Source organism: Pantoea sp. UBA7232 (genome assembly GCF_002473195.1).
Taxonomy (GTDB): Bacteria; Pseudomonadota; Gammaproteobacteria; order Enterobacterales; family Enterobacteriaceae; genus Pantoea; species Pantoea eucrina.
On sequence record NZ_DKTK01000007.1, the window covers coordinates 47002 to 69596 of the forward strand.

The following is a 22595-nucleotide window of genomic DNA, read 5'->3' on the forward strand; positions in this document are numbered from 1 at the left end:
CCATGCTAAAAGTACTGGTACTTTTCCTGCTGTTGCTGGCTGGCGTCGTGCTGGGCCCGATGGTAGCCGGGCATCAGGGTTATGTGCTGATCCAGACTGATAACTGGAATATTGAGACCAGCGTGACCGGGCTGGGGATCATCCTGGTCCTGAGCCTGCTGGTGATTCTGCTGGCAGAGTGGATCCTGCGTCGTCTGTTCCGCACCGGCGTCCGTACGCGCGGCTGGTTCACCGGCCGCAAACGTCGCAGCGCGCAGCGTCATACGCAGCATGCGCTGATGAAGCTGGCTGAAGGTGACTATCAGCAGGCAGAGAAGCTGCTGGCGAAGAATGCCGATCACGCCGATCAGCCGGTAGCAAACTATCTGCTTGCGGCTGAAGCGGCACAGCAGCGCGGCGATGAAACCCGTGCTAATCAGCATCTGGAACGCGCTTCTGAACTGGCAGAGAACAATACTATCCCGGTGGAGATCACCCGGGTCCGGCTGCAGCTGGCGCGCAACGAAGATCATGCGGCGCGTCACGGTGTTGACCGTCTGCTGGAAGTTGCGCCGCGCCATCCGGAAGTGCTGCGTCTGGCGGAGCAGGCCTATATTCGTACAGGTGCCTGGGGTGCCCTGCTGGATATTCTGCCGGCGATGCAAAAGGCCAAAATTAACGATGATGCGCAGCGTCATGCGCTGCAGCAGCAGGCGTGGCTGGGGCTGATGAACCAGGCGATGGCCGATCAGGGTAGCGAGGGCCTGAAGCGCTGGTGGCAGAGTCAGAGCCGCAAGACGCGGCAGGAGACTGCGCTGCAGGTCGCCATGAGTGAGCATCTGATCGAGTGCAACGATCCCGACACGGCTCAGGATATCGTGCTGGACGGTCTGAAAAAGCAGTATGACGATCGGCTGGTGCTGCTGATGCCGCGCATTAAAAGCGGCAATCCTGATGCGCTGGAGAAAGCGCTGCGTCAGCAGATCAAACAGCATGGGGCAACGCCACTGCTGCACAGCACGCTGGGGCAGCTGCTGATGCGCCACGGCGAATGGCAACAGGCCGCCGATGCGTTTGAGCAGGCGCTGGCGCAGCGTCCTGATGCGTTTGATTATGCCTGGCTGGCGGATGTCTACGATCGCCTGCAGCGTCCGGAGGATGCGGCCAGCATGCGCCGCGAGGGCCTGCTGCTGACGCTGAAGAACAATCCGGCAACCTGATTTATGCTTGTTGTTTGTCTGCCGGGCTTGTCCCGGCTTTTTTTTGCCTGAACCGTGCCATCCCCGCCGTAAGCAGATAAAAAAACACCTGCCAGAAGCAGGTGTAAGATCAGGTCGTAAGACAACTGATGGTATCCGACTCAACGTAATGTCCGTCTAACTACAGTAGCGCACAGCGTTACTGCCAGGCTGGACAACGGATACCGTAAGGGGCTCTGCATCATTCCCAGGTTTATGTCGCCTGAGCGGACATAAGAGGTGGAATGAGCATCTACGACAGGAAGTATTGCACAAGATGTGCCAGATTGGCATTTTTCTTAAAAAGCTTTTCTGGTTCAGGGAGTTAACGCTGCTGTTCTCTTATCTGAAAAGCGACATGCCGCAGGCAGTATGCGATTGCGGTCATTTCCGTCGCAAAACAGCGACAAATAGATCTCTTATGGAATAAATTCAATTTATTCAAAGCGTTATTTGTCGCAAAAATACGACAAAAACTGTAGCGGTCGCATTGCGAGTTTAAACCAGGGCGCCATTAATGGCGCCCCTACGGTTTGGTGGGGGCCGCGCATCGTATCGCGGATTTTTTGCAGGGGTCGCATTTATGCGACCCTGGCCGCAGACCGTATCGCGGGTTACGTCATTGCGTATCGTACCCGCCCTTAACCAGGGCGCCATAAATGGCGCCCCTACGGTTTGGTGGGGGCCGCGCATCGTATCGCGGATTTTTTTGCAGGGGTCGCATTTATGCGACCCTGGCCGCAGATTACACGCAAACGAAAAAAGCCTGCTTTTTCAAGCAGGCTTTTCGAATATGGTCGGCGAGAGAGGATTCGAACCTCCGACCCACTGGTCCCAAACCAGTTGCGCTACCAAGCTGCGCTACTCGCCGATTTTTTACTTCTTTACTTCTTTACTAAAATTCTGCCTGGTGCGAAGAGAGGGACTTGAACCCTCACGTCCGTAAGAACACTAACACCTGAAGCTAGCGCGTCTACCAATTCCGCCACCTTCGCATGTCCCAGCAAAATCTGGGGTGGCTAATGGGACTCGAACCCACGACAACTGGAATCACAATCCAGGGCTCTACCAACTGAGCTATAGCCACCATAATTCTGGTGCGTAAGCTGTTACGCTTACTATTCACTGCATAACGCGGTTAAACCCAACCACCGAAGCTCTTGCGCCCAAAAGAAAATGGCGCGCCCGACAGGATTCGAACCTGAGACCTCTGCCTCCGGAGGGCAGCGCTCTATCCAGCTGAGCTACGGGCGCGTAGCGCCGTTGCGGATGGGCATACTACGTATTTGGCTTCACCCTGTCCAGTGCTTTTTAAAGAAAAAAACGCGTTTGGTTATGCTTTGTGCATTCCGTCGATAAATAGCGCAATTTCACGCTTATAAGCTAAAAAATTGCTGGATTAATCAGCAGCCTCAGAGATCGCCCCTCCAGTGATAGCGCAAATATTTCAGCAGCTTTAACTGCCGGCGCCAGCGTGAAGGCTGCCGGATCAGCCGATAGAGCCACTCCAGCCCCAGACGCTGCCAGAGACGCGGTGCACGGGTAACGTTGCCGGTAAAAACATCATAGGTACCGCCTACTCCCATATAGAGTGCGTCGGGCCAGTGCTGGCGGCAGTCACGCATCAGAAGCTCCTGACGTGGTGAACCCTGCGCTACGGTAACGATTTTTGCGCCGCTCGCAGCGATACGTGCAAACAGCGCCTCGCGGTCAGCCGGGGCAAAATAGCCGTTCTGGCTGCCGACAATATTTACGTTCCACTGACGCTGCAGTTTGTCGCAGGTCTCCTGCAGTACCTGCTCGCGGCCGCCAATTAAAAATACCGGAATCCCGGTGCGTCCGGCGCGCTCCATCAGCGCCTCCCACAGATCGGCACCGGCAATGCGGCTGACCTGCAGCTGCGGATACTTTTTGCGCAGCGAGCGGACAATACTGATGCCATCCGGATATTTAAACTCAGCTTCGCTAATCAGAGCGCGTAGCTGCGCATCTTCTTCCAGCGTCAGCATCTTTTCAGCATTGATGGCAATCAGCGTACCGCGCCGGGGCGTGTTATCAGGCAGCAGAAAGCTGACAAAGCTCTCCATATCGTTAAACGCGTGCAGATCAACGCCGCGTATCGCGTAATGCGGCTCAGTGGTCGTCATGGTTTTCATCTTCCGTTTTGCCCGGTGATCAGGAGGAGCCGCGCAGCGCCTGAACACGACGCGGACGAATAAGCCCTGCGCGCGCCAGCAGCCAGCTGAGCAGCTTTGCCAGGCCTGTACAGGCGGCAAAAATGATGCAGAAAAACACCACGCGCGAGCCGAATGCGTCCAGCCCCTCGCGAGCGAGAACGATCATGTTAAACACCGCACCGAAGCAGAAACTCTGCAGCACCGCGCCGCTATAGCGGTTGTCGCTGTCACGTCCCTGCGTATAAAGCGCGTCAAAGCCTTTCATCAGGAGGCCCACCGCTACCGCACCCAGCGGAATAAACAGCACGCCACCCATGATCAGCAGCGAACCGATCAGCGTCGGCGAAATGGCCAGGCCGGAGTGGTTATTCAGCACTTCCCAGGTAAAGTAGTTAGCGCTGTTCAGGATCGCAGAGGGACGATCGGGCCACAGCCAGCCCGGAATAAAGACATAAAAGTCGCGCCAGAGCGGCGCCAGCCCCTGAAAATCGATTTTGTCATAGTTCTGCAGCAGCAGCGCCAGGTTCTCCCACGGCGAGAACGTATCCCGCGTCAGGTAGAGAAACGTATAAAAGGCCTCTGCCCCGGCCACATCCAGGTTGTAGCGCCGCAGCGCCAGCCAGAACATACCGCAGATCGCCATCGCGCCTGCCCCTGCCAGCATCCAGAGCGTGATCCAGCCGCGCGTAATACCAATAAACAGAAACAGCGCAAAGGCGATGATGATGTTCGCGCGCGTACCGCCCACCAGCGCATAGGTCAGCAAGCCAAACGCCACCGTTACCAGCAGAAACAGCAGCCACTGCCGCTGTGTCGGATGCAGAAAATAGCGGATCAGCATCGCCGGAATAAAGAAATAGAAGAAGCGCTTGAGCGCCACGCCAGAAACCTCACTCGAGAAAATCTGGTTATAGGCCGAGAGCCGGAACAGCAGCAGCCCGTTGTGCATGAAAAACACGGTCACCGTGCCAATCGCCACCAGCGCCAGCAGCAGGCAGGTGAGATGCGTCTCCACCCGATCCATTACCAGCCACGGCTTGCGCGGCGCGGCGCTGGCCGGTCGCAGCCGGACTTTATAACTGACGTAGTAAATAGCGTAGAAGCTGGTGGCTGCCAGCAGCGCCTGCAGCAGAAAGGCGGGCGGTACCACGGCCACATCAAAGCGGAATACCAGTACGCTGGTCAGCGGAAAACCAAAGTAGAAGGTCAGCAGAAACAGCAGCGTAAAGAAGAGATGAAAGTTAAAGCGCACGCGCCTGAACTCACGCCAGGTCAGCGTCAGGATAAAGCCCAGCGAGCAGAGATAAACCACCAGCAGACCACTAAACTGCAGCAGACTCATGATGCACTTCCTTCACTCAGGCTGAGCGCATGGCGCCAGCCGGCAAGATAGCCCGGCGCAAAAAAAGCGATGGCCGGTTTGTCGCACGCCGTCAGCTGGCGCTGCGCTTCCGCGATGCGGCTGGCATCAAGTTCGTCACAGCTGAACAGCACCGGGATGCCCTGCTCGCTGAGATCGCGCCAGAACGGATTTTTACGGTTCAGCACAAAGGGAATGTTAGCCTGAATCAGCAAACAGAGCGTGCCAATCCCCTGCTGCCGCTCAAACATAAAATAGCCAAGCTGGCAGCGTCTGAGCAACTGAAGGTAGGCTGGAAAATCGAGCCTGTCGCGGATCAGCGTAACCTGCCCGGCCGGAAACAGACGCTGCGCCGCCGCATCGATCTCATCAATATAGGCATAGTTGTTGGCCGGGTAGCCGAGCGGAACCAGCACGCTGACCTGCTCGCCAAACTGCCGGCGTATCGCCTGCAATCCTTCAATGTGCCGGTTGCTGCGGTCGCCGGAGTTGCCCAGCAGGATCGTCAGCGCACTGTCCGATGCTGTGGCTGCCGGCAGCGCAATATCAGGCATGCGCGTCGGAAAATAGAGCAGTGACGCCGGCACCTGCGGATGCCGCTGCTGATAAAAAAAGAGATCGCCGCGCGTAGCAAACACCTGTGCCATACGCCCCTGCGCGATGCGGCGCAGCAGATAGAACAGACGATATTTCAGCCCGGCACCCTCTTCATACAGGTCAGCTCCCCAGACATGCCAGAACGCCTGATGGCGGCGGATCTTTCCGCTGAGCAGCGCCAGCCAGATACGCGGGTTAAACTGTCCGTGAAAGAAAAAGCGCCGGGAGCGATCGGCGGCGCGCGCTATTACCGCCTGCGCCAGCGCGGCTTTAGTAGCGAAAGTTTCGATCTGCAGCTGGCTACAGGCGGGCAGCGAGCCAGGCGCAGCAACTACCATAAAGCGGCGCGGCGCGGCGGCAGGCAATTCAGTGCCTATCACGTCATTAAAGAAACGCAGCACCGTCTGATTGTGATGCGGGATATCAGATCCCAGCACATGAAATAACGTCATTTTGTCCGGCAATAAATCAGGAAAGCGCCACAGCAAAGGGCAAAATAGAGTATATAGGTCGCCATATACGCCTGCGCTGCGCCAGTCGCGCCGTGAAGCGGGATCAGCCAGCGCGAAAACAGCGTCAGCAAAGCAAACTGGCTGATCTCGGTGAGAATATAGAAGCGCAGCGACGCTTTGGCGATCACCAGATATCCGAAAACATAGGCGCCGACTTTAAAGAGATCGCCACATAACTGCCAGATAAAAAGATCGCGCATGCCGCTAAACTGCGGGGAAAACAGCAGCCAGATCGCCATGTCGCGCAGCAGCCAGACAGCGAAACTGGCGGCCGCCACCGCCGGCAGTACAAACCGCAGCGCGCGGCCTATCTCCCGTGCAATCTGCGGCTTATGCTCCAGGCGTGCCAGCGTCGGCAGCAGCCAGACGCTGAAAGTAGCGGTAATAAACTGCAGATAGGCGTCAGAGATCGTCGTCACGCCCTGCCATAATCCCACCTGCGCCCAGCCCTGCTGTTCCGCCAGCAGATTACGCATCATCACCCACGCAACCGGCAGCGTGATCGACGTCATCAGCGCCATCAGCGTATATTTTGCCAGGTTGCGTGCCAGTTCCGGCTGCCATACTGGCCTGAGCCAGCGCAGCGGCAGCACCGCACGATGGCGCCGCAGCATAATCAGCGCCGGTATCACCAGCAGCGCCGGGACCAGCGCCAGTCCCGCCAGCGCCCCCTGATAACCGCCCAGCCACCAGCAAATAATATAACCGGCCACCCCTGTCAGGCTGCCGGTTATCAGCGCCAGCGCATTGCCGCGCGCATCGCGAAAGCCTTTCAGCAGCGCCAGTGTCAGATTCGCCCAGGCGATGCCAAACTGCAGAAACGCCACGATGCGCACCACGCTCTGGTAGTGCTCGTGCCCAAACAGCATCCGGCTGACCGGTGCCGCACCCAGCAGCAGACCCGCGGCCAGCAGCGCCGAAAAGCCGAGCACCATCGCAGAGGCCGTACCGGTCAGCGCCCGCAGCTGCGCAGGTTCATGCTGCAGCTGCGCCACGCTGGCGGTCACGCCATTAAAAATGCCTGCGCCAGCCAGTACGCCGAGCACGGTAATCAGCTGCCGGAAGTTACCCGCCTGCCCGACGCCTTCCGGACCGAAACTCAGCGCCAGCAGCTTTATCACCAGCAGGCCAGCCGCAATTTTTACCAGCGTGGAGGCCGCGGTCCAGACCGATGCTTTTGCCAGCGACATCAGGCAAAGTAGCTCAGCAGAGAGCTAATCACGGTACGCTGATTGTTATCTGACAGGTTATAGAACAGCGGCAGGCGCAGCAGGCGCTCGCTGTCGCGCGTGGTGACGCGATCTTCACCGTGGAAGCGGCCAAACCGCTCACCGGCAGGCGACGTATGCAGCGGAATGTAGTGAAACACCGTGAGGATCTCCGCTTCTTTCATCCAGCGTATCAGCGCTTCGCGATCGTCACTATCGCGCAGTTTCAGATAGAACATATGCGCATTATGACGGCAGCTATCCGGCACTGCCGGCAGCGCGATCCGCCCCTGAGCCGCCAGCGGCTGCAGCGCGTCGTAGTAGCGCTGCCACAGTCGCAGTCGCTGCTGGTTGATGGTCTGCGCCGCTTCCAGCTGCGCCCAGAGATAGGCTGCCTGCAGATCGGCCATCAGGTAGCTTGAGCCGATATCGCGCCAGGTGTATTTATCCACCTGACCACGGAAAAACTGACTGCGGTTGGTGCCTTTTTCCCGGATAATTTCAGCACGCTCGGTGAGCGCCGCATCATTTATCAGCGTCGCACCGCCTTCACCTCCGGCGGTGTAATTTTTCGTTTCGTGAAAGCTAAAGCAGCCGATGTGCCCGATGGTGCCAAGCGCGCGGCCTTTATACTGTGACATGACGCCCTGTGCAGCATCTTCAATGACATAAAGCTGATGCTTTGCGGCCAGCGCCATAATGGTGTCCATTTCACACGCCACGCCCGCATAGTGTACCGGTACGATAGCGCGCGTTTTCGGCGTGATTGCAGCCTCAATCAGTGTCTCATCGATGTTCATCGTATCCGGGCGCACGTCAACAAAGACAATGGTGGCGCCGCGCAGCACAAACGCGTTTGCGGTGGAGACAAAGGTATAGCTCGGCATGATCACTTCATCACCGGGCTCGATGTTGATCAGCAGCGCGGCCATCTCCAGCGAGGCGGTGCAGGAGGGCGTCAGCAGCACTTTTTTACTGCCAAAATGCTGCTCCATCCACTGCTGGCAGCGGCGGGTAAAGCCGCCGTCACCGCACAGCTTGCCGCTGGCCATCGCCGACTGCATATAGTCTGTTTCAGTGCCCACCACAGGGGGCGCGTTAAAAGGGATCATGATGCTTTCCTGTAAAACCAGTAGGCGGTGCTTTCCAGCCGGGCACCGCAGCGTAAATAGAGGCGCATCGCTGCAAGATTGCTGAGCTGCGTGGCAACGCGCAGCTGCGCCAGCTGGCGCACCCGGCCCCAGTCAGCCGCAGCCAGCAGCAGACGCTGGCCAATACCCTGCGACCGGGCATCAGGCAGCACCGCCAGCAGTCCGATACGCACATCGCCGTTCACTTCACGCAGGGAGACAAAGCCCTGCAGGCTGCCCTGTTCATCGCAGGCGATCAGACACTGGTGATCGAAGGTGCCGCGCACCGCGTTTTCAATCCACTGCGCATAAAACCGGCCGCTGTCGGCCGCGTCAAACCACGGGGCACGAAACCGGCTCTGGCTGAAGGCTTCTGCAGCGGCGGCACGCAACGCCGGGATTTGCGCCTCACGCGCAATTCGTACGCCAGGCTGACGCGCCGTCTGCGTCAGCGGTAACGTCAGATCGGCTTCTCCCTCAACCAGCTGAAAGCCGTGCTGGCAGACCGCATCAATCGCCGCGGTCTGCTCTGCCGGCACTTTTATCTGCAGCAGGCCTGTCGCCTGCTGCAGCGCCTGCGGCAACGTTAGTTCACCCTGCAGCGTCAGGCGCGCCGTGGGCTGATGAAAGAAGTCACTCTCCCACTCAAGGAGATCAATACTGACGCGGACGGGCATGTAAAATATCCAGCAGATACTGGCCGTAGCCGGTTTTGGTTAACGCCTCGCCTGCCGCCTGTAGCTGAGCATCGCTCAGCCAGCCGTTGCGCCAGGCAATCTCTTCCAGGCAGGCTATCTTGAATCCCTGCCGCTTTTCTACCGTCTGCACAAAGACGCTGGCTTCAACCAGGCTGTCATGCGTACCGGTATCCAGCCAGGCGAACCCGCGACCCAGCAGCTCTACAGAGAGTAAGCCAGCCTCCAGATACATCTGGTTAATCGCCGTAATCTCCAGCTCACCGCGCGCCGAGGGCTGGACGCGCTTTGCAAACTCCACCACGCGGCGATCGTAAAAATAGAGTCCGGTCACCGCCCAGCGCGATTTTGGCTGCGCCGGCTTCTCTTCGATTGAAAGCGCATTAAACGCCTCATCAAATTCCACCACGCCGAACCGCTCGGGATCCATCACCTGGTAAGCGAAGAGCGTCGCGCCTTCCGTTCGGGCAGCCACTTTTTTCAGCTTCGGACTAAAACCCTGACCAAAGTAGAGATTGTCGCCCAGCACCAGACAGCAGTGGTCGTCACCAATAAACGATTCACCAATAATAAACGCCTGCGCCAGTCCATCGGGGCTTGGCTGTTCAGCATAGGAGAGCCGGACACCAAACTCACTGCCATCCCCCAGCAGACGCTCAAAGTGCGCCCGGTCTTCAGGCGTGGTAATGATCAACACATCGCGGATGCCTGCCAGCATCAGGACAGAAAGGGGATAATAGATCATCGGCTTGTCATACACCGGCAGCAGCTGCTTGGAAATTGCGCGGGTAATCGGATGCAGGCGCGTTCCTGAACCACCCGCCAGAATAATACCTTTCATCATTGCTCCTTCTGGCTCTGCTTCAGCGCGATGCGGTTAAGCCGAGGCGTTCAGCGCGATAGCTGCCGTTGAGAATAGCCTGCCACCACTGCGGGTTGGCCAGATACCACTCCACCGTTTTACGTATGCCGCTCTCAAAGGTTTCCTGTGGCGTCCAGCCCAGCTCGCGGGCAATTTTGCTGGCATCGATGGCGTAACGCAGATCGTGTCCGGGACGGTCGCTAACAAAGGCGATCAGCTCGCGGTAGCTGTTAATCGCCGCAGGACGCTGCCCGGCGGCAAGCTCATCCAGCAGATCGCACAGGGCGTGCACTACCTCAAGATTACGTCGCTCATTATGCCCGCCAATATTGTAGGTCTCTCCTGCTTTGCCGTGACTGACAACGGTATAGAGCGCGCGCGCATGATCTTCCACATAGAGCCAGTCGCGGATCTGGCTGCCGTTGCCGTAGACCGGCAGCGCCTTGCCCGCCAGCGCATTGATGATAGTCAGCGGGATCAGCTTCTCCGGAAAATGGCACGGGCCATAATTATTGGAGCAGTTGGTGACGATCACCGGCAGTCCATACGTTCGCATCCAGGCACGCATCAGATGATCGCTGCTGGCTTTTGATGCGGAGTAGGGGCTGCTCGGCGCATACGGCGTGGTTTCGGTGAAAAAATCATCCGTACCGTGCAGATCGCCAAAGACTTCGTCTGTGGAAATATGGTGCAGCAGGAAGCCAGCTTTGCGCGTGCTCTCCATCGCCTGCCAGTAGTGGCGTACCGCTTCCAGCAGATGATAAGTGCCGACAATATTAGTTTCGATAAAGGCAAATGGCCCATCAATCGAGCGGTCGACGTGGCTTTCTGCTGCCAGATGCATTACGCAGTCGGGCTGATACTGCGCCAGCACCCGATCAAGCTCCGGCCGGTTACAGATATCAACCTGTTCAAAGGCAAAACGCGGATGCTGCTGCACGCCCGCCAGTGACGCCAGATTGCCGGCGTAGCTTAGCTTATCCACCACCACGACCTGATGCTCCGTGCTTTCAATCAGAAAGCGCACCAGCGCTGAGCCTATAAATCCCGCGCCGCCGGTGATCAGAAAGCGTTTCATCGCCATACCCCTTTGGTATCGACAATCCACGGCTGGGCAATCTGCGCAGCGTCAATGGCCCGGAACTGTGCATGATCAACCAGCATCACCAGAATGTCAGCCTGCTGTAGCGCCTGCTCCACGGATACCAGCGAGGCGTCCTGCCCCAGCCGGTCAGGAATCGACGTAACGTGCGGCTCGACAACCCAGGTCTCTCCGCTGTGCCACGCCGCAATGCGCTGCGCGACCGCCATCGCCGGGCTCTCACGCAGATCGTCGATATCGGGCTTAAACGCCAGCCCGAAACAGGCAATAGCGATCTCGCTGGCGCGCTTATCGCTCTGCGTCGCGCACTCCGCCAGCGCCTGTTTTACCTGCTCCAGTACCCAGCCAGGTTTGGCATCATTCACTTCACGCGCGGTGCGAATCAGCCGCGCCTGCTGCGGGTTCTGCGCCACAATAAACCACGGGTCGACGGCAATACAGTGTCCGCCCACGCCCGGTCCGGGCTGCAGAATATTGACGCGCGGATGCCGGTTCGCCAGCGCAATCAGCTCCCAGACGTTGATCTTCTGATCGGCGCAGATCAGCGACAGCTCATTAGCAAAAGCGATATTGACATCGCGGAAGCTGTTTTCCGTCAGCTTGCACATCTCCGCCGTACGCGCGTTGGTTTCAACGCAGGCTCCGCGCAGGAAAATACGGTACAGCTCGCTGGCACGCGCCGAACAGGCGGGCGTCATGCCGCCAATCACGCGATCGTTCTCCAGCAGTTCGGTCATCACCTTGCCGGGCAGCACCCGCTCCGGACAGTAGGCGATAAAGATATCGCTCTCGCCCTCATGCTGAGGAAAACGCAGATCGGGACGCGCCTCGGCCAGCCATTCCGCCATCTGCTCTGTGGCGCCGACCGGCGAAGTCGACTCCAGAATCACCAGATCGCCTGTTTTCAGTACCGGTGCCAGCGACAGCGCGGCCGCGCGGACAAAGCTCAGGTCTGGCTGATGATCGTTCATAAAGGGCGTGGGGACAGCGATCAGAAACGCATCTGCCGGTTCTGCCGTCGTGGTGGCGCGCAGCTGCCCCTGCTGCACCGCCTGCCGGACCACCTCGCCGAGATCGGGCTCCACGATGTGGATTTCCCCCCGGTTAATGGTTTCAACGGCGCGCAGATTGACATCCACGCCCACGACCTGCTTTCCCCTTGAAGCGAAAACGGCTGCCGTTGGCAGCCCGATGTAACCCAGTCCGATCACGGAAATGGTATTAAAAGACATAATTAAACTCTGTTGTTGTTCAGCGCCTGCAGAATGCGTGCGCAGGCGTGGCCGTCGCCATAAGGGTTGTGTGCCCGGCTCATACTCTGCCACGCCTCTTCGTCCTGCAGCAGCAGGGTGACTTCAGCGACAATGGTATCGACATCGGTGCCAACCAGTTTTACCGTCCCTGCCGCGACCGCTTCCGGCCGCTCCGTGGTATCGCGCATCACCAGCACCGGTTTCCCCAGCGACGGCGCCTCTTCCTGAATTCCGCCGGAATCGGTGAGGATCAGCCAGGCACGGTTCATCAACCAGACAAACGGCAGATACTCCTGCGGTTCGATCAGAATAATATTGTCGATACCGCTAAGTATCCGGTTAACCGGCTCGCTGACGTTGGGATTGAGATGCACCGGATAGACGATCTGCGCCTGCGGATGAAGGCGCGCAATCTGCGCCAGCGCACTGCAGATACGCTCAAAGCCCTTACCAAAACTTTCGCGCCGGTGACCGGTAACCAGGATCAGCTTTTTGTCCGATTCCAGAAACGGATAGTGCGCCGCCAGGCGGGCATTGAGATCGGCGTTGGTCAGCACGCGATCGCGCACCCACAGCAGCGCGTCGATTACCGTATTGCCGGTGACAAAGATACGCGCATCAGGCAGGTTTTCCCGCAGCAGGTTCTGCCGTGATGTGGTGGTCGGCGTGAAGTGATAGCTTGCCAGATGGCCTGTGAGCGTGCGGTTAGCCTCCTCCGGCCAGGGCGACATCAGATTACCGGTGCGTAAACCAGCCTCGACGTGCCCCACCGGGATCTGCTGATAAAAGGCCGCCAGGCTGGCCGCCAGCGTGGTGGTGGTATCACCGTGCACCAGCACCACATCAGGTTTAAAATCGGCTAAAACGGTTTTCATGCCCTGCAGAATACGGCAGGTAATCTCGGTCAGCCCCTGCTCCGGGCGCATGATATTTAAATCGTAATCGGGCTGCAGCTGAAACAGATGCAGCACCTGATCGAGCATTTCACGGTGCTGTGCGGTGACGCACAGGCGGGATTCAAACGCAGCATCCTGCGCCAGTGCCTGCACCAGCGGCGCCATTTTGATGGCTTCAGGACGGGTGCCAAATACAGTCAGTACTTTCACGCTGATTCTCTTATTGGCGAATAGCTGATAACGCGCGCGGCCGGCGCACCAGCGCCACACCCGCTCCGACCAGCGCCCCGATCGCTCCCCACATCACCATCATAAACAGACGGCGCGGGCTGTCGCGTGAAACGGGCTCTTCCGGCGTGCGCAGGTAGCGGTAAGTCTGGAACTGTTTATCAAGGCGTGGGCCAGCCTGTAACGTGCTCAGCATCGCCCTGTTTTGATCATAGCTCAAATCGTAGGCGGGGCCGCTGGCCTGCAGCATATCGAGCTGCGCCTGTAGCCGCTGCTGGCCCAGTAAAAAGCGATCGCTCTCTGGCAGGCTCTCACCTGCAGCAGGCGCACGGTTATCGGTAATACCCTGCTGACTGGCGAGCTTCAGCGCCTGCTCAATGCGCTGACGCTGGCGATCGTACACCGCCTGCGCCACCGCCTGCTGCCGGTCAACCTGCGACTGCAGCTGCACGTTACGCGCCTGCCATGCGCCTTTCAGCTCTTCATTCAGATGGCGTGCCGCACGCTCGCTGGCGTAAGCAATATACTGACGCAGAAGATTGTTAGCATCACCGGCGGTTTCTGCCACCAGCCGCACCGTATCAAGCGTGTTGTGCGCACTATCTGCCGGCATAAACTGGATGTTGGTGATCATATCGTCCAGCAAGGCCGCATCATTATGCGCATTACCACTTTTACGGCTTTTAAAATAGTCGGTCTGCTGCCAGAAATCGCGCCGCGTATCCCATGAAGCGAGCTGCATGGTGAACTCCTGATAGACCTCATCCATTACGGTAGGGGCCGGATTATTCAGGCTCAGCGTATTGCTGTGGATATCGAGGTTGTTCAGAAACTGCTGCTGTACATAGTAGTCGCCCAGCATGTTAACCGTAGGCCTGTCGGTGACTGCCGTGGTGCTCCACGCCTGCTTCATCAGCATTGAAGCGAGCCAGGCCAGCAGGGCAAACAGAACAGCGCAGCCCGCTATCCAGCGTTTACCGCGCCACAGCGTGCAGCCCAGGCCGCGAATATCCAGTTCGTTCTCCACAACAGAGTTCATAACAGCGGTGTCCTTATCTGATGCTTATCCAGGTCATGTTTTATTGATATGCGCTTGATTCCATCTGCGCTTGAGACGGCGAATCATTCGTGCCATACGCCACGCGTGTTTAATGCAGTAGCCATAGAGCAGAAATGCTACCAGGAAGAGCACCAGCATGACCCACTCAGGTATGAACGCCAGATATTCGCCGAGCACGCCGATGCCTGCCAGCAGCGCCGCCGCCAGCGTGATCAGTAAAAAAGCCTGACGTGACGAGAAACCGGCACGCATGATGAGGTGGTGAATATGTTGCCTGTCGGCTGAGAATGGACTCATGCCCTTGCGCAGCCGGCGATACATGATAGCCACCATATCCATCAGCGGGATGGCGATCAGCCACAGCGCTGTTACCGGCGTAATAGGATGGCTCAGGCCCTGTGTCGTTTCCAGCAGGATCCAGATAATGGTGAAACCGATCATGGTGCTGCCGGCATCACCCATAAACACTTTATAGCGTTTGCCCAGAAAACCGAGGTTCAGCAAAATATAGGGAATAGTGGCGGCGATCATGGCAAAACACCACATTGCCAGGCTGGTCATGCCGTCAAAATAGAGAATGATCCCCATTGCACCGAACGTTACGCAGGAGAGTCCGCCCAGCAGACCATCGATACCGTCGACCATGTTAAACGCATTAATTGCCGCCCAGACGGCGAACAGCGTTAATACGTAGCCAAAGGGACCGACGACAATCTCCACCGGACCCACAATAAAACCGAGACTCAGCAAATAGAGCTTGGCGCCATACATCATGACAACGGCGATAATCGCCTGCATACAGGCGCGAAACTTTACGCTGATATCAAAGCGATCGTCGAGTGCGCCGACCAGCACCAGCACGCCGGCACAGAAGAGATAGAGCAGGCCGTTCGGCATATAGGACTGCGTAATAAGGAAAGCGAAGCAAACGCCAGCGTAAACGGAAATACCGCCAACGAGAGGGATAACGCCCTGATGCTTTTTCCTTGCATTAGGCTTATCAACTAATCCGATTTTTTTTGCGACCTTACGGGCCATAAAAAGGAATGCCAGAGAGAAGAGAAAAGTTAAACCCAGCTCTGCACCCATAGTGAGTAAATTCACATTAACGCTCTCAGCTAAAATCGTGGACAACAATAAGCAAAATCCCGGTTATTGCTGTATATCCCTGTCTGACCAGGCCGCAGCGCGCGCGGTTGCTGAAAAAATCGCCGCCTTTCTGCTTGCGTCATTCTAAAACTTTTCTGACTCGCCTAATCCTAATGCGCACAAATAAAAAACGCCACGATAAGCCGTGGCGTTTAACAGAAATAATGCCGATTTATTACCTGCGTAACAATATCATTGTTTCGCTTTTAACCGCTTATGAACGCTTCATCATGTCGAAGAATTCATCGTTGGTTTTGGTCATCGCCAGCTTGTTGATGAGGAACTCCATCGCGTCAATCTCGCCCATCGGGTGAATAATTTTGCGCAGGATCCACATCTTCTGCAGCTCTTCCTGAGAGGTGAGCAGCTCTTCTTTACGGGTACCTGAACGGTTGTAGTCAATTGCCGGGAAGACGCGTTTTTCCGCAATCTTACGCGACAGGTGCAGTTCCATGTTACCTGTACCTTTAAACTCTTCGTAAATGACTTCATCCATTTTCGAACCGGTATCAACCAGCGCTGTGGCGATGATAGTCAGGCTACCGCCCTCTTCCACGTTACGTGCTGCACCGAAGAAACGCTTCGGACGATGCAGGGCGTTGGCATCAACACCACCGGTCAGGACTTTACCTGAGGCAGGAACCACGGTGTTATACGCACGCGCCAGACGGGTGATTGAGTCGAGCAGGATGATGACATCTTTTTTATGCTCGACCAGGCGCTTGGCCTTTTCGATGACCATTTCAGCAACCTGCACGTGGCGGGATGCAGGCTCATCGAAGGTAGAGGCGATAACTTCACCTTTAACCAGACGCTGCATCTCGGTCACTTCTTCCGGGCGCTCGTCAATCAGCAGCACCATCAGGACGCAATCCGGATGATTATACGCAATGCTCTGCGCAATGTTCTGCAGCAGCATGGTTTTACCCGCTTTTGGCGGTGCCACAATCAGGCCACGCTGGCCGCGGCCAATTGGCGACGCCAGATCCAGCACGCGAGCGGTTAAGTCTTCAGTTGAGCCATTACCCCGCTCCATACGCAGACGACTGTTAGCGTGCAGCGGCGTGAGGTTTTCGAACAGAATCTTACTGCGGGCGTTTTCCGGCTTGTCGTAGTTAACTTCGTTAACTTTCAGCAGGGCAAAATAGCGCTCACCCTCTTTTGGCGGACGGATTTTACCGGAAATGGTGTCGCCGGTACGCAGATTAAAACGACGAATCTGGCTGGGGGAAACATAGATATCGTCAGGACCGGCGAGGTAGGAGCTGTCTCCGGAACGGAGGAATCCAAATCCGTCCTGCAATATCTCCAGCACGCCATCACCAAAGATGTCTTCGCCGCTCTTCGCATGTTGTTTGAGGATGGCGAAAATAATGTCCTGTTTGCGCATGCGCGCCAGGTTTTCCAGCCCCATATTTTCGCCGAGAGTAATCAGCTCAGAAACCGGCGTATTCTTTAATTCGGTAAGATTCATAGTGATGGGTTCTTAAACTCGGGGTAATTCTCGAAATGATTGTCGTGAATGGTATGGCAAAAATTCCATGCCTGTTAATGGCTCTTTTTCAACACTGCTCGGCGGGTATCGTCTGATAGAGCGATAGGAAGCGAGAGACGGTCGAAAGATGATGCCGGGTATGCTAGCCGTCAGATTGCCAAACCACAAAAACGTTCAACTCGAGCGGGGTCTGACAAGAGAAATCTTTAGATGCAAACTACAAAGGTAAGTGCGTAATGCAGTATCGTCAAATTAGCACGCCTGACCAGCGGCGTCCAGCAGTGGCGAAAAAATTCACCACTGCGGAACAGAGCGCGTTGCGCTTACGCCAGATTGGCGTTCAGGAACTCTTTCAGCTGGCCTTTAGACAGCGCACCCACTTTAGTTGCCGCCACTTCGCCGTTTTTAAACAGCAGCAGGGTCGGAATACCACGGATGCCATATTTTGGCGCGGTACCTGGGTTCTCATCAATGTTCAGCTTGGCGATGGTAAGCTTACCGTCGTACTCTTCAGCAACTTCATCGAGGATCGGGGCGATCATTTTGCAAGGACCACACCATTCAGCCCAGAAGTCAACCAGGGTAACACCCTCGGCTTTCAGCACGTCAGTATCGAAACTGTCATCGGTGAGGTGAACGATTTTATCGCTGCTCATGTTTAACTCCAAAGATTATGCCTGGCGAATTGGCGTAAAATATACCAACGTTGGTTAACTTTATTTCATCGGATACGCTTTCGTAAAGCGATAGTAAGCTGATATTCTACCACACTATGAGCAAAACACACTTAACCGAACAGAAGTTTTCCGACTTCGCCCTGCACCCTCAGGTCGTGGAAGCCCTTGATACTAAAGGCTTTCAGCATTGCACGCCTATTCAGGCGCTCGCACTGCCTTTTGCGCTTTCAGGGCGTGATGTTGCGGGTCAGGCGCAAACCGGTACCGGCAAAACGATGGCGTTTCTGACGTCAACGTTTCATTATCTTCTTTCTCACCCTGCAGCTGAAGGGCGCCAGGTTAATCAGCCACGTGCGCTGATCATGGCCCCTACGCGCGAGCTGGCCGTACAGATTCACGCCGATGCGGAGCCGCTGGCTAAAGCAACCGGCCTGAAAATGGGTCTGGCTTACGGCGGCGACGGCTATGACAAGCAGCTTAAAGTGCTCGCTGACGGTGTCGACATCCTGGTGGGCACTACCGGACGTCTGATTGATTACGCAAAACAGAACCATGTGAATCTGGGCGCTATTCAGGTTGTGGTGCTGGACGAAGCCGATCGCATGTTCGATCTCGGCTTTATTAAAGATATTCGCTGGCTATTCCGCCGCATGCCGCCTGCCACGCAGCGTCTGAGCATGCTGTTTTCCGCAACGCTCTCTTACCGCGTCCGGGAACTGGCGTTTGAGCATATGAACAACGCGGAATATGTCGAAGTGGAACCGGAACAGAAAACCGGCCACCGCATCAAAGAAGAGCTCTTCTATCCATCCAATGAAGAGAAGATGCGTCTGCTGCAGACGCTGATCGAAGAAGAGTGGCCCGATCGCGCCATCATCTTTGCTAACACCAAGTATCGCTGTGAAGATATCTGGGGCCATCTGGCCGCCGACGGTCATCGCGTCGGTCTGCTGACCGGTGATGTCCCGCAGAAAAAGCGCCTGCGCATTCTCGATGATTTCACCAAAGGCGACGTGGATATTCTGGTAGCAACGGATGTTGCGGCGCGCGGTCTGCATATTCCGGCCGTAACGCACGTCTTTAACTACGATCTGCCGGACGATCGCGAAGATTACGTTCACCGTATTGGTCGTACCGGCCGTGCCGGCGCCAGCGGACACTCTATCAGCCTCGCGTGTGAAGAGTATGCGCTGAATCTGCCCGCGATTGAGGAGTATATCGGTCACGGCATTCCGGTCAGCAAATACAACAGCGATGCGCTGCTCAGCGATCTGCCACCGGCAAAACGTCTGCAGCGCAACCGCACCGGCAACGGTCAGCGTCGCGGCGGCAATAACAGTAATCGCCGGAGCAGCGCGCCCCGTAACCATAACCGTAAACGCCCAGGTTAATCCCACATGCTAAGCGCATCATCACTCTATGCAGCGATCGACCTCGGGTCTAACAGCTTTCATATGCTGGTGGTGCGTGAAGTTTCCGGCACTATTCAGACCGTGGCGCGCATCAAGCGCAAAGTCCGGCTGGCAGCAGGACTTAATGCTGACAGCGAACTCTCTGCTGAGGCGATGCAGCGCGGCTGGCAGTGCCTGAAGCTGTTTTCGGAACAGCTGCAGGATATCCCGCCAGAGCAGATCCGCGTGGTGGCGACCGCCACGCTGCGCATCGCACGCAACGCGCCAGACTTTCTGACCACCGCTGAAGCGATCCTGGGCTGTCCGGTCAATGTTATCAGCGGTGAGGAAGAAGCGCGCCTGATCTATCAGGGCGTGGCCCATACGACCGGCGGCTCCGACCAGCGTCTGGTAGTCGATATTGGCGGCGGCAGCACCGAACTGGTTACCGGTGAAGGTTCGCACGCAACCACGCTGTTCAGCCTTTCAATGGGCTGCGTCACCTGGCTGGAGCGTTTTTTCAGCAATCGCCATCTGACGCAGGACAATTTTGACCGGGCAGAACAGGCGGCGCGCGACATGCTGCAACCCGTGGTAGCGGCGCTGCGTGAGAAAGGATGGCAGGTCTGCGTCGGTGCATCCGGTACGGTTCAGGCTCTGCAGGAGATCATGGTGGCGCAGGGGATGGATGAGCGTATCACCCTGAGTAAACTGCAGCAGCTGAAGCAGCGCGCTATTCAGTGCGGCAAGCTGGAAGAGCTGGAAATTGAAGGGCTGACGCTGGAGCGTGCGCTGGTCTTTCCCAGCGGTTTGTCGATTCTCATCGCCATTTTCAACGAACTGAATATTGATAGCATGACGCTGGCAGGCGGCGCGCTGCGTGAAGGTCTGGTGTATGGCATGCTCCATCTGCCGGTCAATCGCGATATCCGCAGCCGTACGCTGCATAATGTGCAGCGCCGTTTTTCTATCGATGTGGAACAGGCTGACCGGGTGCAGCAGCTGGCTGAACGTTTTTTTCGTCAGGTCAGCCAGAGCTGGAAGCTTGACCAGCGCTGTCGCGATCTGCTGTTAAGCGCCTGTGCCGTACATGAAATTGGCCTGAGCGTCGATTTTCGTCAGGCTCCCCGGCACGCCGCCTATCTGATCCGCCATCTCGACCTTCCTGGCTTTACGCCCGCGCAGAAAAAAGTGCTCGCCTGTTTGCTGCAGAACCAGAGTGGCAGTATCGATCTGGCTCTGCTGGCCCAGCAAAATGCCGTGCCGCCGCGTACGGCAGAACGCCTGAGCCGCCTGCTGCGCCTGGCGATTATCTTCTCCACGCGTCGCCGTGACGATACGCTCCCGGCGGTACGCTTACTGGCAGAAGAGGATGCGCTGCACCTTACGCTGCCGGCGGGCTGGCTGGAGGCGCATCCGCTGCGCGCCGAGCTGCTGGAGCAGGAGAGCCACTTTCAGTCCTACGTTCACTGGCTCCTGACCTTCTCCTGATGACGTGACGGCTGCCACTACTTTTTTGCATTCGCCAGCATTGCCCGCAACCCGGCCACCCGGGTTTGCCCGGTTTTAACGCGCTCTTCTGCGCTTACCACTTTTTTCTCACGCTCCCACTCGACGTCATCCTGCGGCAGTTCCAGCAAAAAACGGCTGGGTTCAGGACGAATCAGCTCACCATACTGGCGACGCTCCCGGCAGAGCGTAAAGGTCAGCTCTTTCTGTGCGCGCGTAATGCCCACATAGGCGAGACGCCGCTCCTCTTCGATGTTGTTCTCATCAATGCTGCTCTGATGCGGCAACAGACCTTCTTCCATGCCGACCAGGTAGACATAGGGAAATTCCAGCCCTTTTGATGCGTGCAGCGTCATCAGCTGAACCTGGTCGAGATCTTCATCACTCTCTCCCCGCTCCATCATATCGCGCAGGGTAAAGCGCGTGACAACCTGTGCCAGCGTCATGGGCTCATTCAGCTCATCACCTTCAAGCATTTCCGTCATCCACTGGAACAGCGTATTGACGTTTTTCATCCGCATCTCTGCGGCTTTCGGACTGCCGGAAGTCTCAAACAGCCAGCTCTGATAGTCGATACCGCGGATCAGATCGCGCACCGCGCTGATCGGCTCCCGTTCAGTCAGCTGCACAATCTCATTCAGCCAGTGGGTAAAACGCTGCAGATGCTCCAGACCGCGCCCGCTTAGCGTCTGAGCCAGCCCCATGTCAAAACTGGCATTAAACAGGCTCTTATTACGCAGCGTGGCCCACTCACCCAGCTTCTGCAGCGTGGCCGGGCCGATTTCGCGACGCGGCGTATTTACGATGCGCAGAAACGCGCTGTCGTCATCCTGATTAGTCAGCACGCGCAGATAGGCCAGCAGATCCTTGATCTCCGGGCGTGAAAAGAACGAAGTGCCGCCGGAAATACGGTAGGGAATGCGGTTCTGCATCAGCAGCTTTTCAAACACGCGCGACTGATGATTGCCGCGATAGAGAATGGCGTAATCTTTATACTGGGTGCGGTTGATAAAGTGATGTGCGATCAGCTCGCCGGTTACGCGCTCCGCTTCGTGGTCTTCATTATTCGCGCTCAGCACCTTCAGCGATTCGCCTGACCCCAGTTCAGAAAAGAGACGCTTTTCAAACACGTGCGGGTTATTGGCGATCAATATATTAGCCGCTTTGAGAATACGCTGCGTGGAGCGATAGTTCTGCTCCAGCTTCACGACCTCCAGCGCCGGAAAGTCCTCTTTCAGCAGCACCAGGTTTTGCGGACGCGCCCCGCGCCAGGAGTAGATAGACTGGTCGTCATCGCCCACCACGGTAAATCGCGCGCGCGCGCCGACCAGCAGTTTTACCAGCTCATACTGGCTGGTGTTGGTATCCTGATACTCATCCACCAGCAGATAGCGAATACGCTGCTGCCAGCGTTCGCGTACCGCCTCATTACGCTGCAGCAGCAGCGTGGGCAGCAGGATGAGATCGTCAAAATCGAGCACGTTGCACGATTTGAGATGCCGATCATAGAGCTGATAGCAGTGCGCAAATATCTGGTCACGCTGGGATTTTGCTATTGCTGCCGCACCCTGCGGATCGATCAGATCGTTTTTCCAGTTAGAGATCGTGGCAATCAGCTGCTGCAGCTGTGTTTTATCCTCTTCCAGCCACTGGCTGGTCAGCTCTTTCAGCAGCGCCAGCTGATCCTGGTCGTCAAACAGCGAAAAGCTCGATTTCATCCCCAGCGCGGCATATTCACGCTTGATAATCTCCAGCCCCAGCGTATGAAAGGTTGAAATCATCAGGCCGCGCGCCTCTTTGCGTCCCAGCGTTTGCGCCACGCGCTCTTTCATTTCGCGCGACGCCTTATTGGTAAACGTCACCGCAGCAATGTGGCGCGCCTGATAGCCGCATTCGCGGATCAGGTGAGCGATTTTATTGGTAATGACGCGGGTTTTACCGGACCCCGCCCCCGCCAGCACCAGGCAGGGGCCGGTGACAAATTCGACAGCACGTTGTTGGCCGGGGTTTAAACGCATAAAAAATATCACTCGATTGAATCAGACAGGAGGAATTACATCGCGTCGCAGGGTGCGTA

Annotated in this window: 18 protein-coding genes and 4 tRNA genes; 3 read left to right on the plus strand and 19 right to left on the minus strand. The window is 56.9% G+C overall.

Annotated features, from left to right (window positions below; genetic code table 11):
• Positions 1-2: 2 nt before the first annotated feature.
• Entirely contained in the window at positions 3-1199 is a 1197-nt protein-coding gene (gene hemY, locus B4056_RS07260; protein ID WP_071668214.1) for a protoheme IX biogenesis protein HemY, read from the plus strand.
• Between the two features lie 812 nt (positions 1200-2011).
• On the opposite strand, the gene B4056_RS07265 is transcribed toward hemY, so the two are convergent.
• The 18 genes from B4056_RS07265 to trxA all read right to left on the minus strand — a co-directional run bounded on the left by B4056_RS07265 (position 2012) and on the right by trxA (position 17597).
• A tRNA-Pro gene (locus B4056_RS07265) sits at positions 2012-2088 on the minus strand.
• 37 nt (positions 2089-2125) lie between these two features.
• Positions 2126-2212 (minus strand) — tRNA-Leu (locus B4056_RS07270).
• 16 nt (positions 2213-2228) lie between these two features.
• Positions 2229-2304 (minus strand) — tRNA-His (locus tag B4056_RS07275).
• A 90-nt stretch (positions 2305-2394) separates the two neighbouring features.
• Positions 2395-2471, minus strand: a tRNA-Arg gene (locus B4056_RS07280).
• A 158-nt stretch (positions 2472-2629) separates the two neighbouring features.
• On the minus strand, positions 2630-3373 hold the full coding sequence (gene wecG, locus B4056_RS07285; RefSeq protein ID WP_175540443.1) for a lipopolysaccharide N-acetylmannosaminouronosyltransferase: 744 nt from the start codon (positions 3371-3373) through the stop codon (positions 2630-2632).
• Between the two features lie 19 nt (positions 3374-3392).
• Positions 3393-4736 (minus strand): ECA oligosaccharide polymerase, encoded by a 1344-nt coding sequence (gene wzyE / locus B4056_RS07290; protein WP_039381732.1) that lies wholly within the window; start codon positions 4734-4736, stop codon positions 3393-3395.
• Positions 4733-5803: a TDP-N-acetylfucosamine:lipid II N-acetylfucosaminyltransferase gene (locus tag B4056_RS07295; RefSeq protein ID WP_039381728.1), complete on the minus strand. Its 1071-nt coding sequence runs from the start codon at positions 5801-5803 to the stop codon at positions 4733-4735. The genes wzyE and B4056_RS07295 overlap by 4 nt, the downstream gene beginning before the upstream one ends.
• Positions 5800-7053 carry a lipid III flippase WzxE gene (gene wzxE, locus B4056_RS07300; protein WP_094111163.1) on the minus strand — a complete coding sequence of 418 codons (1254 nt, stop codon included), beginning with the start codon at positions 7051-7053 and terminating at the stop codon, positions 5800-5802. The genes B4056_RS07295 and wzxE overlap by 4 nt, the downstream gene beginning before the upstream one ends.
• Positions 7053-8183, minus strand: coding sequence for a dTDP-4-amino-4,6-dideoxygalactose transaminase (gene rffA / locus B4056_RS07305; protein WP_071668217.1), 1131 nt, complete (start codon positions 8181-8183; stop codon positions 7053-7055). The genes wzxE and rffA overlap by 1 nt, the downstream gene beginning before the upstream one ends.
• The gene (rffC, locus tag B4056_RS07310) at positions 8180-8878 is read right to left on the minus strand and encodes a dTDP-4-amino-4,6-dideoxy-D-galactose acyltransferase (protein ID WP_288654260.1); all 699 of its coding nucleotides are present in this window, start codon (positions 8876-8878) and stop codon (positions 8180-8182) included. The genes rffA and rffC overlap by 4 nt, the downstream gene beginning before the upstream one ends.
• Positions 8856-9737: a glucose-1-phosphate thymidylyltransferase RfbA gene (rfbA, locus tag B4056_RS07315; protein WP_288654332.1), complete on the minus strand. Its 882-nt coding sequence runs from the start codon at positions 9735-9737 to the stop codon at positions 8856-8858. Before rfbA ends, rffC begins: the two co-directional genes overlap by 23 nt.
• 22 nt (positions 9738-9759) lie before the next feature.
• A complete protein-coding gene (gene rfbB / locus B4056_RS07320) occupies positions 9760-10836 on the minus strand; it encodes a dTDP-glucose 4,6-dehydratase (RefSeq protein WP_104085860.1) in 1077 nt (358 codons plus the stop codon).
• On the minus strand, positions 10833-12092 hold the full coding sequence (gene wecC / locus B4056_RS07325) for a UDP-N-acetyl-D-mannosamine dehydrogenase (protein ID WP_288654262.1): 1260 nt from the start codon (positions 12090-12092) through the stop codon (positions 10833-10835). The genes rfbB and wecC overlap by 4 nt, the downstream gene beginning before the upstream one ends.
• Before the next feature lie 2 nt (positions 12093-12094).
• Positions 12095-13219, minus strand: a complete 1125-nt coding sequence (wecB, locus tag B4056_RS07330) for a non-hydrolyzing UDP-N-acetylglucosamine 2-epimerase (RefSeq protein ID WP_039385676.1) — start codon at positions 13217-13219, stop codon at positions 12095-12097.
• Positions 13220-13229: 10 nt separating this feature from the next.
• Positions 13230-14276 carry an ECA polysaccharide chain length modulation protein gene (gene wzzE / locus B4056_RS07335; RefSeq protein WP_071668219.1) on the minus strand — a complete coding sequence of 349 codons (1047 nt, stop codon included), beginning with the start codon at positions 14274-14276 and terminating at the stop codon, positions 13230-13232.
• Between the two features lie 33 nt (positions 14277-14309).
• Positions 14310-15386: a UDP-N-acetylglucosamine--undecaprenyl-phosphate N-acetylglucosaminephosphotransferase gene (wecA, locus tag B4056_RS07340; protein WP_071668220.1), complete on the minus strand. Its 1077-nt coding sequence runs from the start codon at positions 15384-15386 to the stop codon at positions 14310-14312.
• Between the two features lie 274 nt (positions 15387-15660).
• Positions 15661-16920 (minus strand): transcription termination factor Rho, encoded by a 1260-nt coding sequence (rho, locus tag B4056_RS07345; protein ID WP_039381703.1) that lies wholly within the window; start codon positions 16918-16920, stop codon positions 15661-15663.
• 344 nt (positions 16921-17264) lie between these two features.
• Positions 17265-17597: a thioredoxin TrxA gene (gene trxA / locus B4056_RS07350; protein ID WP_039381699.1), complete on the minus strand. Its 333-nt coding sequence runs from the start codon at positions 17595-17597 to the stop codon at positions 17265-17267.
• Between the two features lie 116 nt (positions 17598-17713).
• Here trxA and rhlB point away from each other — a divergent pair, with 116 nt between their 5' ends.
• Entirely contained in the window at positions 17714-19009 is a 1296-nt protein-coding gene (rhlB, locus tag B4056_RS07355) for an ATP-dependent RNA helicase RhlB (protein WP_094111166.1), read from the plus strand.
• A gap of 6 nt (positions 19010-19015) precedes the next feature.
• On the plus strand, positions 19016-20500 hold the full coding sequence (gene ppx / locus B4056_RS07360; protein WP_094111167.1) for an exopolyphosphatase: 1485 nt from the start codon (positions 19016-19018) through the stop codon (positions 20498-20500).
• A gap of 17 nt (positions 20501-20517) precedes the next feature.
• Here the strand turns inward: ppx and rep are convergent, their stop codons facing one another.
• Positions 20518-22536: a DNA helicase Rep gene (gene rep / locus B4056_RS07365; RefSeq protein WP_039385675.1), complete on the minus strand. Its 2019-nt coding sequence runs from the start codon at positions 22534-22536 to the stop codon at positions 20518-20520.
• Between the last annotated feature and the right edge of the window lie 59 nt (positions 22537-22595).